The organism is Rhodoglobus sp. (assembly GCF_053580035.1).
The window spans coordinates 45,873-59,442 of record NZ_JBMDVL010000004.1; the positions used below are offsets into that span (position 1 = coordinate 45,873).

Consider the following 13,570-nt stretch of genomic DNA (forward strand, 5'->3'; position numbering starts at 1 on the left):
AAAGTGACACGAGGAGTCTAGCGAAGCGACACGTGGAGCGACCTAGTTACTCCAGAATGATCGTTGACGTTGTGCTGCGCACTTCGGCAGCCGCTCCCGTTTCGGGGTCGGTCGGCGCGAATGCGAGCGAGGTGCTTATGGCGTAGGTGCCAGGCTCGACCTTCCCGCCGGTGTCGATGACCGTGCAATCGTAAATCGCAATCGAGACAGCGAACTCAACGCTTTGGCCCGGCTGCAAATTCACCGGAATGACGGACAGGATTTGTGCGTCGGGGCTGTGAGAAATCGAGACACTGTCCCGCGTCAAATTGACGTCGGGGACCGAGGCGGTTGTTCCCGTTACTGCTTCATCCGACGTATTGGTGAGACGAACGGTACCGAACGCACTACCGGATGCCGTGACCGTTCTATCAATGTCCAGGTCAATCGCGAGCCCATAGGGTGTTGCCGCGCTCGACGGGATAATTGCTCCACACGTTTCGGAAACGGCGCCATCCTCGGGCGCAATGTACGACTCCTCCGAGTCCGCACCGGCACCGCCCTCTTCTCGAGTCGCCGATTGGTCGGATGCCGCACTTCCCGCCATGAGATCACCGGTGCGGGGAAATGTGCTAATTCCGGCAAACAGCAGGGATGCTGCCGCGAGAACACCAACAGCACCAACCGCCAACTGGCGTGGTCGGCGTCGGGCTTTGCTGCGGGAAACTATGGCAGCGGTGTCGATCGTGATCGCGGGCTTTTCTCCTGCGGCGAGGTGGGCGCGCAGTTCGTTCTCATCAACCATGGTGGCTCCGCAGGTCGTGGGTTTCGGCGCGATCAAGGCTCACTGCCATCCGCGCGAGCGCGTCACTCAGATAGCGTTTTACGGCGCCGGGACTGATCTGCAGGGTTTCGGCGATGTCATCCACCTTCAGATCTTCGTAATACCGCAGCACTATGCAGGCCCGTTCGCGCGGGCGTAGCTTCATCAACTGAGACTGCAAGTCGAGTCGGGTCTCGGTGTCTGCATCCGGAGATTCTTGGGTTTCAGGCTCAATAGTGAGGTGCGCAATTTTGCGCCAACGACTGAGTCGCCGACCTCGATCGAGATAGGTATTGAGGATGGCGCGACGCACATACGCTTCTGCGCTGGCTATGGAAAAGCCGTTGCGCAGCCGGCCGAATGTTTTGACGAGTGCATCGTGAACAAGGTCGGATGCATCGTCGCGGTTTCCTGAGATCAGGTACGCATAGCGCGTCAAGGCTTCGCCTCGCTCTGCGACGAGTTGCGTGACTACGTCTTCCCAGCGGGCAGGGGTGTTTTCGGTCTCAGTCACTGAGCCCCTCCTCGCCGTTGTCTCTATTGTGGCCGAGGAATGGCCAACAGTTAGCGCAATTGTGGTCACACTACTAAAGACGAACGGCGAGGCGGTTTCGTTGGTTAGTTATTGAGGCGTTTTTTTAGCTGCTCAAGTTGGCGAGTTACTGCCGTAGGGACACGGTCGCCGAAGGTGGCAAAGAATTCTTCGGTGGATGCCGCTTCGGCCTTCCACGAGTCAGTATCGATTGCGAAGAGCTGTTCCATCGTGTCGTCGCTGAGGTCGAGGCCGTCAATGTTGAGGTCACCATCGCGGGGGAGAAGCCCGAGGGCGCTTTCGCGTGCAGCAACCTGGCCGTCGACTCGCTCCAGAATCCACTCAAGCACGCGAGAGTTTTCGCCAAAGCCTGGCCAGAGGAACGAGCCATCGGCTGATTTGCGGAACCAGTTGACCTGGAAAATGCGCGGAACAGTGCCTGAGGTGCGCAAATTTTGGCCAACGGAGAGCCAGTGCGCCCAGTGATCGGCCATGTTGTATCCGCAGAAAGGCATCATGGCGAACGGATCACGCCGTAATTCGCCAATGGTGCCTTCGGCAGCCGCCGTCCGCTCAGATGAGATAGTGGCGCCCAGGTAGACGCCATGCTCCCAATCTCGTGCCTCCACCACTAGCGGCACGTTGGTCGCGCGGCGACCGCCGAAGATTATTGCGTCGATGACGACGCCCTGTGGTGACTCCCAGTCATCTGCGATGGTGGGGCATTGTGCTGCAGCCACAGTAAAACGTGAGTTCGGGTGCGACGACGGGGTGCCTGATTCGGGCGTCCAGTCGTTTCCCTGCCAATCGATGAGGTGCTCAGGCGCCTCATCGGTCATGCCTTCCCACCACACATCGCCGTTGTCTTTCAGAGCGACGTTGGTGAAGACGGTGTTGCCCCAGATGGTTTCCATCGCGGTTTCGTTGGTAGTGATTCCCGTTCCGGGGGCCACACCGAAGAAGCCAGCTTCGGGGTTGATAGCGCGCAGTCGGCCGTCAGATCCTTTGCCGAGCCACGCAATGTCATCACCGATTGTTTCGGCTTTCCAGCCGGGGATGGTCGGCTTGAGCATGGCGAGGTTGGTCTTGCCACAGGCACTTGGGAATGCCGCAGCGATGTGGAAAACACGACCGCGTGGGTTCGTGAGCTTAAGGAGCAGCATGTGCTCGGCGAGCCATCCCTCGTCACGAGCAATTACCGAAGCGATGCGTAGGGCGAATGACTTCTTGGCGAGAATCGCGTTGCCGCCGTAGGCGGAACCGAAGGACCAGATTTCGCGAGTCTCGGGGAAGTGGCTGATGTACTTGGTCTGGTTGCAGGGCCACGGCACATCGGTATCGCCGGCGGCGAGCGGTGCACCAACACTGTGGATGGCACGCACCCATTCAGTGCCAGCATCGATCGATTCAAGAACGGCGGTTCCCATTCGCGTCATGATGCCCATGCTCATGACGACGTAGGGGGAGTCTGTTACCTGCACGCCGATTTTGGCGAGCGGAGAGCCAAGCGGTCCCATGGAGAAGGGGACAACGAATATCCGGCGACCGCGCATGCTGCCAGCGAAAAGTCCGTCAAGCGTGGTGCGCATTTCTGCGGGAGCGGCCCAGTTATTGGATGGACCTGCATCGCTTTCCTTTGCGGAGCAAATGAACGTGCGCGATTCGACGCGAGCGACATCGCTGGGGTCGCTGCGTGCGAGAAAGCTGTGGGGGCGGTACTCGTCGTTGAGTCGTGTGAGGGTTCCCGCGGTAACCATCTGGTTCGCGAGCTGGTCGGCTTCTTCAGCGCTGCCGGTGCACCAGACAATTTCGTCTGGCTGGGTGAGGGTGGCGATCTCTTCCACCCAGGCGACAACGCTGGAGTCGGTTCCGTCGGGTGCGGAGAAGTGGGTCTTTGTCATCTCGGCGATGCTCATTTCTACCTTCCGCTGAAGTGTGTGGTGCTGAAAAAACTGTTCTTATTCGATGATCACCCATATTTCTGCGCATTGCTCGGGATTTGTCTGAAAAGAATCTGCTTTCTTTAGTTATAGTGAACCTGTGAATGATCTTGTGACTCTGGGCCAACGCATCCGCCATTTCCGTACCACCGCCGGGTTCACCCTCGACCAACTCGGCGACCGAGTCGGTGTTGCTGGAAGTCAGCTTTCCCTTATGGAGAATGGGCGACGCGAGCCACGATTGACTTTGCTGTCAGCAATTGCGTCAGCCACGGACATCCAATTGGCTGATTTGCTTGACGAGGCGCCGCCCACAAAACGGGCAGCTTTGGAGATTGAATTGGATCGGGTGCAGCGCAGCACCATCTACGCCTCATTGGGGTTGCCCAAGATTCGCCCGTCCAAGGGAATTCCTGACGAAACTCTTGAAGCGATCGTTGGATTGCACCATGAGCTATCTACCCGTTCACGCAAAGCGATCGCCACCCCCGAGGAAGCTCGACGGGCCAACACCGAGTTGCGCCAGCAGATGCGTACTCTCGACAACTACCTTCCTGACCTTGAAGCAGAAGCAGAAAAGCTGACGCTTGCCGGAAACCACACCACGGGAGCACTCACTCACCGTGCAGTGAGTTTGATGGCGGAATCATTAGGATTCGAGCTCGTTCACGTGCACGATCTGCCGCACTCAGCCCGTTCGGTCACTGACCTCAAACACGGCCGCATCTATCTGCCACCGGCATCAATCCCCGGTGGGCACGGACTGCGATCGATGGCGTTGCAAGCAATGGCGCACCGAGTGCTTGGCCACACTGAGCCAACCAGCTACGCCGAGTTCTTGCATCAACGACTGGAGATCAACTACTTCGCGGCTGCCGTTCTGATGCCGTTGAAACAATCTGTCGAATTCTTGAGCAACGCTAAAGCCCAGCGCAATATTGCTGTCGAGGACTTTCGGGATGCCTTCGGTGTTACGCATGAGGCTGCAGCGTTGCGTTTCACTAACCTTGCAACTTCGCACCTGGATCTCGAAACCCACTTTTTGCGGGTCGGCGACGACGGTGCCGTCTACAAGGCGTACGAAAATGACGGATTGCGGTTGCCCGTGGATGTCACAGGTTCAGCCGAGGGCCAATTTGTGTGCCGCAATTGGAGCGCCCGCACCGCATTCACCCGCACCAACCGCACAACCGAGTTTTACCAATACACCGACACCCCCGATGGCAGCTTCTTCGAATCTACCCAAACCGGCACAACGGATGCCGAAGAGTTCTCCATCACTATCGGGGTGCCGTTCTCGCACTCGAAGTGGTTCCGCGGCCGTGCCACCGACAACCGCCGATCATCTACCTGCCCAGACGAAACCTGCTGCCGCAAACCAGAGGATGTTCTGCGCGACCGGTGGGCTGGCAATGCCTGGTCGAGCGCAAAGCTCCACGCACACATCCTGTCACCGCTGCCGTCAGGAACATTCCCCGGCGTTGACGACCGCGAACTCTACGAATTCTTGGAGCTGCACTCAAGCGACGCGCACTAGGCGCGCTGGGCGCGCTCGAGGGCAGCGCATCCAAGTATTTGAGCGGTTCGATCAGCTGGAATGCAGCTGAACTGCCGCTCGGATGTCGTCGGCATATTGATAAATTTCATCGAGAGATTCGATTGCGTGCTTGGTCTCGACCTTGTCAGCGTCGAAGGTGCCGATGTACTTCTGTTTCTTGCTGTTGAAGTGCAGTCGCGCGATTGTCTTGCGGTTGTTGTCGTCGAGTAGCACCGCGAAGTAAGACTTCGCGTCGCGGTGCACAACGCGCTGGGGCTTGACCTCGCTGCAGGCGATAGCTTTAACGATCTGATAGCCCTCCAGCTCTTCAAGAGTCGTTTCAATTTCGGTGTCGCGATCGAGGTCCGCTTCGACCACGGGCTCGCTGCTAATCGGTCCAGCCGGCGATTCTGCTGGAACAATTGGATATGTCGACGATCCCAAAGCTGCTTTTAATCTATCGTTTACCTGATCGTTCAAAAATTGCTTGGAAGCTTTGATGACTAGCGGAGTGAACTGCTCTCTAACCTTCTGCGTGAACGAGCCCTCGTATACACGCGTCGTCACAAATTTGACCCAGTCGTCGGAGGAGTCACGGAACTGAGCAGCGATGGTCCTCTTGAGCGCGCCGACGTACTTCAGCTCTTCCGCTGCGTTGATTACCGAATCAAGGTCGAAAGCGTCCTTCGTCAGCTTGCTGAGCTCGGGGAGCAGCGTCTCGTCGATGTCTGAAAGGTCCAGCACGAGGAATGGCTTTTCGTCCATTCGGTTCGGGGCATCGAGGTCTGTGTAGAAGTGATAGCTCTCACCGTTGGTGAGTACCGCTATCCGAGCATTCGTTACAGCGAAGTACCGGAAAAGTTGGGACGCGTGCTCAAGGCTGAGTGCGCCGGTCGATTTCTTGCACTCGATCAAGATCTGGACTTCACCATCGCGCATGATCGCGTAGTCGATCTTTTCGCCCCTTTTCACACCGACATCGGCTGTGAATTCGGGAATCACCTCAAGAGGGTTGAATACGTCATAACCCAGAATTGTTGAGATGAACGGCATTATGAACGCGTTCTTGGTTGCTTCCTCGGTCTGGATCGCATTGCGCTGGTTCTTTACTTTGAGAGCGAGTGCTGCGAGACGTTCTGCGAACTCCATTGATTCCCCTTTGAAACGGTTGTTAAAACCCTAGGGGAGTGGTTGCGAGAAAAAATCAACCCATCGCCCCCAGTTATGGCTGCAAGCTACTAGCTAGTGCAGACATCTCGCAACGTGTTTATGATGTGGGCCACCAAAATCGAGTACTTATTTGCTGATCGTCCGGTTGACGGGAGTTGGCCAACCGTTAACACTGGTGCCGGCACCGTGCCAGCTCAGCAGTCGCAGTCGGGCCCAGCCGCAGGTGCAGTAAGGACGTCAGGCTGGCGCACTAATCGACCGTCGCTACTGACGACGGGATAGCCTTCGCGCGCCCAGTATTCGAATCCGCCGATCATTTCGCGCACTTCGTAGCCGAGCTTCGCGAACTCGAGGGCACCTTTGGTCGCGCCATTGCATCCGGGGCTCCAGCAGTAAACAACGACGGGCGTTCCGGCAGGGATCTCGGCGGCGGCACGTTCCGCAATTTCGCGCGTAGGAATGTGGATTGCACCAACGGCTCGGCCTTGGGCCCAAGCCACATCGCCTCGAGTGTCGACGAGCACGAATGTCGTCTCTGAGTGCATGGCAGCGTGCACGTCGGAGGCATCCGTTTCGAAGTCAAGTTTGCTGGAGAAGTGGGCGATCCGGTCAGCGGCGGTGGCGGGTGAAGTCATGGAGACAGATTAGTGGTGGGAGCGTTCCTGGGGGTCGAGTAGCGTGGATTATTCGCGTGCTCAGGAGGGTGTGCAGGCATTCGATGATTCGGGAACGGACCAGAAAGTGCGAACAGCATGACTAGAAAACCGCTAACCGCAGCCCCTCGATTCGATGAACTGCGATTCGAGAACCTCGCTATTGGCACTGCCGCTGCTGTACAGGCGCACGAAAGCTACAGCGGTGAGCAGTATGTTGCGGCTGACTTTCGGGAGCAGCAACTGGCCGGAGTGTCATTCTCTGAATGTGAGTTTGTTGAACTCGAAGCCAGCGAAACCGATTTTCGAGCGGCAACCTTTGTTGACACTCGCTTCGACAAACTCAATGCTCCGATCTTTACGGCACCCCGCTCAAATTTTCGCGATGTGAGTTTCGAAAACTCACGATTGGGGTCAGCTGAGTTCTACGAAACGAGTTGGAGTTCTGTTCGATTCACCCACTGCCGAATCGGTTACCTCAATCTGCGGGGAGCCACACTCGAAGACGTTCTCTTCACGGACTGCCGCATCGACGAACTCGACCTAGGTGCTGCAACCGCCAATCGGGTCTCGTTCGCGAACACCCAGATCAACAACCTCGATCTCACACGCTCGACACTGACCAACTTTGATCTTCGCGGAGTTGAACTGCGGCAGCTTGGCGGGGTCGAGCATCTGAAGGGCGCGACGCTCAACTCCTATCAGCTCACTGAGCTTGCCCCACTCTTTGCGAGCAACCTCGGGATCGTCATCGACGACTAGTGACGAGTGCCCGCCGCGGTCGCAGATTCGCTCAGATGGTCGGGATCAGCATCCGGCGCCGCTTCCGCAGCACACCCCCGTTTCGGGCAGCAACAGGTTCACGCGATCAGCGCTCACCGTGTCGCCCGCCAGCGCGGCGACCACCGATCGCACTTGCTCATACCCGGTAGCAAGTAAGAAAGTCGGCGCGCGGCCATAGCTCTTCATGCCTATGACATAAACATTCTTCTCCGGATGCGCAAGCACATTCGCTCCGTGCGGCGACACCGTGCCACAACTGTGCACATTGGGGTCGATGAGCGGTGCAAGCTCAACAGGAGCTTCAAGCACAGGGTCAAGACTGAGGTGCAGTTCGCGCAGGATGTCAAGGTCGGGGCGGAACCCGGTGGCGGCGGCGAGAGCATCCACTGTCACGGTTTGATCGCCGTCAGGGTTCTCGCTCGTCACGACAAGGCGACCGTCATCGTCTGGTGCGAGACTCGCGACAGTGAAGTCGGTGAGAAGCGCGATTGCGCCAGCATCGATGGCCTTTTTGAGTCTGGTGCCGAGGGCGCCGCGACCCGGCAATTCATCGGCGGTGCCTCCGCCATAGAGGCGCTGTGGGGAACGACCACGAATCGCCCACGTGATTTCGGTGCCCGGCTCGCTTTCGCGCAATTCGGCAAGAGCCAGCAGGGTGTTGGCGGCAGAGTGTCCCATGCCAATCACGAGGGTGTGTTTGCCTGCGAAGCGAGCGCGGTCGCGCCCCAGAACGTCAGGTAACGGGCCAACTAGCCACTCACCGGCGACGGCTTCACCCGTCGCGGGTAGCCCGGAAGCGCCGACAGGGTTGCTGTTGCCCCACGTTCCCGACGCATCGATAATCGCCGAGGCGAGGATGTCATACACGCCATCAGGGGAGTCAACGCGAACGAGCAGTGGACGGCGTTCGCGCCCGATGGTCTTGGTGGAGTCGATGCCGTGGCGCGACATCCCGATCACCCTGCTGTTGTAGCGGATGACGGGGTGAAGTTCGGCGGTGGCGGCGAGCGGTTGCAGGTAGTCCTTCACTATTTCGGCCCCCGTTGGCAGGGTGTCGGCAGCGGGGGAGGTCCAGCCAGCGCGTTCGAGTAGTTCGCGGCTTACGGGGTCGATGCTGTAGTTCCAGGGGGAAAAGAATGCGACGTGACCCCAGTCGCTGATTGCTGCACCGGCGTGGGTGCCTGCTTCAAGAACGACGGTGCGGATGCCGCGAGTCACGAGGTTGGCGGCGGCTGCGAGCCCGATGGGCCCGGCTCCGACAACGACGACGGGCAGTGCGCTTGGCGCTGAGTGTTCGGTGGTCACAACGCTCCTCAAAGTCAACTTCAGTGTTTGCTCACAATAACAGTACTTACTGTTGATAACAAACAGTTCGTGTACGATTGCGGTCATGAGTAAACCGGTTGAACTTCTGATGATTCAGAAGCCCGCGTGGTCGGCAAGTGCTGAACGCGCTCACAGTCTTGCGCCCCTATTGCGAGCCCTCGGTGATCCCAATCGGTTGCAACTCGTATTGCTGCTCACCGAGCGTGCTCACACAGTGCGTGAACTGACCGATGCCACCGGCCTCAGCCAAACCCTCGTGAGCCACCACCTCGCCCCACTGCGAGAGAACGGCCTCGTAACAGTGACGCCACGTGGCCGTTCCAACGTCTACGAACTCTGCTGCGAAGCCTTTGCCGATCCAGTCAAGATGCTCGCCTCCGTGGCAACCAGCACTGATGCCGGCGCCAAGGCCTGCTGCGTCGTTTCATAACGTGGTTCAGTTGACTGATAAATCAATCGTCGGTAACCGCGCAGGGTCGCTATTGGCCGGCGAGTTGCTACGGCTCCTTGTAGAGCTGTTTCATGGCCGCTTCAGGGTCGGCACTTAACGTGGCGGGGAGCCCGAATTTTTTTAGTTCGATAAACGCCGCCTTTTCGCGCTGCGCCTCGGGCAGCTTAACGACCCGCTCGTGTGCACGGGTGAGGTCGTTGTAGTAGCCGAATTGCGAACGCTCGTGCTGCTTGATCTCTTTAAGCGCAGCCGGAGGGGCCGGTTTACGAATGTGGTCCTCGATCAGCGTGGTAGCAGCGCCGGACTTTAGCCACGCGGCACACTCCTTGTAGGTCAATTTTTCATGAGCCAGGCCAATGAGAAATGTCGCGGGGTGTCCCTTGGCGCGTGGGGGTGTTGCTGCTGGTCCGTCACGGAACCACGCCGCATGGATGGACTCATGCTTCAAGGTGGCGATAAGCCAAGCGTCCAAGCGATCGGACCAGACGGGCACGGCGTCGAAGTTGACGAAGATCAGTGAAGGCGAGTTAGTCCAGGCTCCATAGGGATAGCCCTGGACAAATTCGGACAATTTTGGGCTTTCCCAGCCCAAAATTTCCACCGCTCTCGGCGTCAATGTTGGGTCGATCCGCTCTAGCCACGTGCCGGCGACGCTGCGCGCACGTGCATCAGCCTCTTTGGGGGTAATTTTTTTGGGCGTCGACTTGCGGGCCGCTTTAGTTACAGGACCTGCGTCGGCCACTCTCGTTTCGGTCAAGACCTCGGTGTCAGTTATTCCGTCTTCGTCGAGAGGGCCCCGGTTACCGCTCACGACTTTGCCCGGTTCATAGCGACGGCTCCGAGGCGTGCGGCACGAAGAGCGCCGCAGCCAACTTCGCCCGTTGCTCAGGATCGGGGATTGCCGCCAAAGTGTCTTGGATCAGGCTCTCGCGTTGGTTAGTAAGAGTCTTCGCGGTGGCAGCTGCGCCCTGAATTTCCATCGCGAATGCGTCGAGTGCATCGGACTCGCCCAAGAGCGCCTCAACGATCACCGAATCAGTCCGCATCACGATGCTCTGGGTCGACAGCAGCACCCCTGGAACCAGATCTTGGGCCAAATTCCCCTTCTTGAAGCGGTAGAACTGATTCTGGGTCGGGGCCTCAGGAAGGCCGTCGGCGTCCTTGGCGATAGTGCTGATCGTGAACGTATCTTCGATCGGGTCGTAGGTAACCAGCTCTAGTGTGCGGACGGGTTCATCGTGCCCATCGAAGACCACCGAGGCAAACTTCACTATCTGTCTGGCAATCTCGTCCCGTTTGCCACTGCCTTCGTGCAAGAGTTCGGCTAGCAGTCCGCGAAGGCCAGAGATCGGAACTTCGCGCCAGACGCCGTCCATGCCGTTTGTATAAGCAACATGGATATCGGTCAGGTGCAGATGCGTCTGGTACTCCTGATTGAGTTCACGGAACACGAAGTTGAGCACGCGACGCACGTTGACGTTAGTGATGGTGCGCTCGATGACTTCCTCAGATCCTTCTTCGACCGAAACTTCGGATTCGGATGTTACCGATAACTCACGCTTCGAGGACGCTGTCTTCGCGTGCTCGCCGATGGCTGAAGAGACCTGTTTGGCAAACTGCTCGCGGCCGGATTGGTATTCGCCTGAAGCTGAACCCTTAACGCTCGCGCTTCCCCACCCCCACGTGGCAGAAGCCTCCGCCTCGACAGACCACTTCTCTTCCTGTGACTTGGTGCTCTTGTCCGTTGTCTCGTTTTGCACGGTCGTTTCGAACCGCTCTTTGGCTTCGTCTTCGTGCGAATCAATGATCGACGATGACTCCTTGCGGCTCTTCTTCGTGGACTGCCACGTCTTGACACGGATCGTGGTGGACTCGCCAGGCAAAAGGGTGAAGGTCTTGACAGTTTTGCCCATGCCGTAGTCCCCGAGGAATGACGAAATAGCGACTTTTTCAACGAGGAACAGTTGTGGATCTGGCTCGATGTCAACAGGAACGGTTTCCGTGACGTCGGATCCGCCGGGCCCGGGCAAAGGCGACAAGACCATTCCCTCCCGTGCCGCTGACACGAATCGTTTGGCAAGCCCCTCAAGGCCGCCCGGTTTCGGCGGGTTCGGTAATGGCGTGTCTGGCGCCAGTCCGGGTTGCTGCGGAGGCGGATCATTGCCTTCGATCTCGTCAGGAAGCGCCGCAAGTGCCGTGTCAATATCGGCGGCTGGGTAGCCGAGGCGCGTCAACTTTTTGCGCAAGAATGTGGTCGCGGCGCCGGGATCTATAGTGATCTTCCCAGACTGATCCTGGTGGATTCCTGCGGCTAACGCAGGGGTGGTTCCGCCCGTCAGTTCTGCTTCCACCCAGTCACCAGCAGTCAAGCCAAGATCAAGGCGAACAAGGCGCCTGCCCTGATGGCTGCCGGGAAGTGGAACTGAGTAGTTCACTCGCGCTATATCGCCTGTCGACGAAAGGAATTCGATTGATCCGGCCATGATCAGTTTTCCTGTCCGAGCTGCAGGCCTAATCATGCCGATGGTTCGAATCGGCGGATGACGCCTGAACCCTTCCCCCGGAAGCTTTCCGGTGGTGACCCCAGTATCTCGCCGCAACGACCTCAGGTCAACGAATAACCTTTGTCACGACAGCCAGTGGAAACAGCCTGAAGCGGCGAAGAGCAGAAATAACAGTGCCCCCGGAGGGAATCGAACCCCCGACCTACGGTACCGGAAACCGGCGCTCTATCCCCTGAGCTACGAAGGCAAGGACCCTAGCTTAGCAAGCAATCGCCCCAACGATTAGCACGGTCTTCTCATACCCACTTCAGGTTCCCGTGACAGTATCGAGTCATGCTGCGCACAGTTTCATCCCACCAAGAACTTGACCTTCGCGGTCGCACCGAAATGGTCTTCAGCATCGCTGTCGCCTCTTCGTGGCCTACGTCATCCGAGTCGCTGGATTTCGTGTTGGATGGCGTGCCCCAGCAACCAACAGAGTTGGTCGATGCGCGCGGAACTCGACTTCACACGCTGATTGCGGGCCCTGGCCGGCTCGTCGTCCACTATGCCGCCGCCGTTGAGGCGAGCCCCGAACCGGCACCGGTCAATGACATCGATCGGGTCGAGTACTTGCGCCCCAGTCGCTATTGCGAATCCGATGCACTCACGCCGACCGCGCGTTCACTATTTCCCACTCAGACCGGTCACGAGTTGGTGCACGCGGTGCGCAATTGGGTAGCGCAGAATCTTCGCTACACGCCAGGTGTTTCTCTCGCGACGGATGGCGCGGCTCATTCCCTGCTTTCGCGTCGGGGAGTGTGCCGCGACTTTGCGCATCTCACCATCGCGATGTTGCGCGCCAAGGATGTTCCCGCTCGCTACGCCTCGGTATACGCACCGGGGCTGAGCCCGATGGATTTTCATGCCGTCGCTGAGGCATTCATTGACGGTCAGTGGTGGGTTGTCGATTCCACGGGACTCGCTCCTCGCCAGTCACTCGTGCGCATTGCGACAGGCCGGGACGCCGCCGATGTCGCGTTCCTCACCAATCATTGGGCTGACCTGTTCCTGCAGAACCTTGTCATCACGGCAACAGCAGACTCGCTGCCGATCGACGACCACCAGTCACCGGTACAGCTCTCCTAACGAGCGCCGCAGCTACGGCGAGAATCTTGCGCGCCGTGGGTCCGCTCGGTTATCGCGCGTCTGCTCGGTTATTTCAGTGCTGAACGCACGTCAGAAACAAGTTCTGCGGCATCCGCGGCTTCGAAGAATGCTTGTGAGCTCAACGTTGCCCAATAGGCTCCGCTGAATACTTGCGCGGTTCCGGTGCCCCCGGCAGCAGCGAAGTAGCCGTCAAAGCCGCTCGCAGCGCTACCAGCGTTCGACTTGAGTCCGTCGAGCTTGTTGGGGGCAGGCTTGGCAACTGACACATCGATCGTCACACCGCTGGTGGAATTCTCCCAGCGGCACGCGATGCCTTTCGACGCGAGTGCGGTAGCGGCGGGAGACCCAGCAGCGGGGGAGAAGTTGTTCAGCAACAAGTAGTTGGGATTGAAGTCATACATCGCTTGAGGCGAGATCAGATCTGTACAGGCCAGAGTGACGGCAGTAGCTTCAGGGTCAGCGGTTGCTGAGGTCGTTGGCTCGGGCGTCGCGGAACTAGAAGGCGTGCTCGACGGGTCAATGGTGCGTGTCGGATTGGGTCCAGTAGGGTCGGGCTCTGCTTGAACACAAGCGGTCAGCAGAAGAGCAGATGCGCTAAGTGCGATAACTGCGGGAAGAACACGAAGTCGAAGAGCCATGGTTCCATTCTCGCGACCTGTAGTGGCATTGCTGCGCAGTGACCCGGCAGTGTCGTGAACTTCGAAAAGAACGGCGGCGACCACC

General features: G+C 58.5%; 13 protein-coding genes and 1 tRNA gene. 4 read left to right on the forward strand and 10 right to left on the reverse strand.

What is annotated here, in order from left to right; all coding sequences use genetic code 11:
* Positions 1-46: 46 nt before the first annotated feature.
* From ACOH1Z_RS12520 to ACOH1Z_RS12530, 3 genes are all read right to left on the reverse strand, one after another.
* Positions 47-784, reverse strand: a complete 738-nt coding sequence (locus ACOH1Z_RS12520) for a hypothetical protein (RefSeq protein ID WP_449648831.1) — start codon at positions 782-784, stop codon at positions 47-49.
* Entirely contained in the window at positions 777-1,316 is a 540-nt protein-coding gene (locus ACOH1Z_RS12525; protein ID WP_449648832.1) for a sigma-70 family RNA polymerase sigma factor, read from the reverse strand. The genes ACOH1Z_RS12520 and ACOH1Z_RS12525 overlap by 8 nt, the downstream gene beginning before the upstream one ends.
* Before the next feature lie 104 nt (positions 1,317-1,420).
* The gene (locus tag ACOH1Z_RS12530) at positions 1,421-3,235 is read right to left on the reverse strand and encodes a phosphoenolpyruvate carboxykinase (GTP) (protein ID WP_449648833.1); all 1,815 of its coding nucleotides are present in this window, start codon (positions 3,233-3,235) and stop codon (positions 1,421-1,423) included.
* Between the two features lie 139 nt (positions 3,236-3,374).
* On the opposite strand from ACOH1Z_RS12530, the gene ACOH1Z_RS12535 reads away from it, so the two are divergent.
* The gene (locus ACOH1Z_RS12535; RefSeq protein ID WP_449648834.1) at positions 3,375-4,811 is read left to right on the forward strand and encodes a helix-turn-helix domain-containing protein; all 1,437 of its coding nucleotides are present in this window, start codon (positions 3,375-3,377) and stop codon (positions 4,809-4,811) included.
* 51 nt (positions 4,812-4,862) lie between these two features.
* Here ACOH1Z_RS12535 and ACOH1Z_RS12540 read toward each other — a convergent pair whose 3' ends face one another.
* Together ACOH1Z_RS12540 and ACOH1Z_RS12545 are read right to left on the reverse strand one after the other, a co-directional pair.
* Positions 4,863-5,960, reverse strand: a complete 1,098-nt coding sequence (locus ACOH1Z_RS12540; protein ID WP_449648835.1) for a type I restriction endonuclease — start codon at positions 5,958-5,960, stop codon at positions 4,863-4,865.
* A 215-nt stretch (positions 5,961-6,175) separates the two neighbouring features.
* Complete coding sequence (locus tag ACOH1Z_RS12545) at positions 6,176-6,616, reverse strand: rhodanese-like domain-containing protein (protein WP_449648836.1); 441 nt, start codon at positions 6,614-6,616, stop codon at positions 6,176-6,178.
* A 117-nt stretch (positions 6,617-6,733) separates the two neighbouring features.
* Between ACOH1Z_RS12545 and ACOH1Z_RS12550 the strand changes: the two genes are divergently transcribed.
* A complete protein-coding gene (locus ACOH1Z_RS12550; protein ID WP_449648837.1) occupies positions 6,734-7,396 on the forward strand; it encodes a pentapeptide repeat-containing protein in 663 nt (220 codons plus the stop codon).
* A gap of 45 nt (positions 7,397-7,441) precedes the next feature.
* On the opposite strand, the gene ACOH1Z_RS12555 is transcribed toward ACOH1Z_RS12550, so the two are convergent.
* The gene (locus tag ACOH1Z_RS12555) at positions 7,442-8,722 is read right to left on the reverse strand and encodes an NAD(P)-binding domain-containing protein (protein ID WP_449648838.1); all 1,281 of its coding nucleotides are present in this window, start codon (positions 8,720-8,722) and stop codon (positions 7,442-7,444) included.
* An 85-nt stretch (positions 8,723-8,807) separates the two neighbouring features.
* Here ACOH1Z_RS12555 and ACOH1Z_RS12560 point away from each other — a divergent pair, with 85 nt between their 5' ends.
* Positions 8,808-9,173 carry an ArsR/SmtB family transcription factor gene (locus ACOH1Z_RS12560; RefSeq protein WP_449648839.1) on the forward strand — a complete coding sequence of 122 codons (366 nt, stop codon included), beginning with the start codon at positions 8,808-8,810 and terminating at the stop codon, positions 9,171-9,173.
* 67 nt (positions 9,174-9,240) lie between these two features.
* Here ACOH1Z_RS12560 and ACOH1Z_RS12565 read toward each other — a convergent pair whose 3' ends face one another.
* The 3 genes from ACOH1Z_RS12565 to ACOH1Z_RS12575 form a co-directional block, all read right to left on the reverse strand.
* Entirely contained in the window at positions 9,241-9,936 is a 696-nt protein-coding gene (locus tag ACOH1Z_RS12565; protein ID WP_449648840.1) for a hypothetical protein, read from the reverse strand.
* 82 nt (positions 9,937-10,018) lie between these two features.
* Positions 10,019-11,677, reverse strand: a complete 1,659-nt coding sequence (locus ACOH1Z_RS12570; RefSeq protein WP_449648841.1) for a hypothetical protein — start codon at positions 11,675-11,677, stop codon at positions 10,019-10,021.
* A gap of 195 nt (positions 11,678-11,872) precedes the next feature.
* Positions 11,873-11,945: transfer RNA gene (locus ACOH1Z_RS12575), tRNA-Arg, on the reverse strand.
* 86 nt (positions 11,946-12,031) lie between these two features.
* Here ACOH1Z_RS12575 and ACOH1Z_RS12580 point away from each other — a divergent pair.
* Positions 12,032-12,826, forward strand: coding sequence for a transglutaminase-like domain-containing protein (locus ACOH1Z_RS12580; protein ID WP_449648842.1), 795 nt, complete (start codon positions 12,032-12,034; stop codon positions 12,824-12,826).
* 68 nt (positions 12,827-12,894) lie between these two features.
* Here ACOH1Z_RS12580 and ACOH1Z_RS12585 read toward each other — a convergent pair whose 3' ends face one another.
* Positions 12,895-13,569 carry an arginyl-tRNA synthetase gene (locus ACOH1Z_RS12585; RefSeq protein WP_449648843.1) on the reverse strand — a complete coding sequence of 225 codons (675 nt, stop codon included), beginning with the start codon at positions 13,567-13,569 and terminating at the stop codon, positions 12,895-12,897.
* Position 13,570 lies beyond the last annotated feature (1 nt).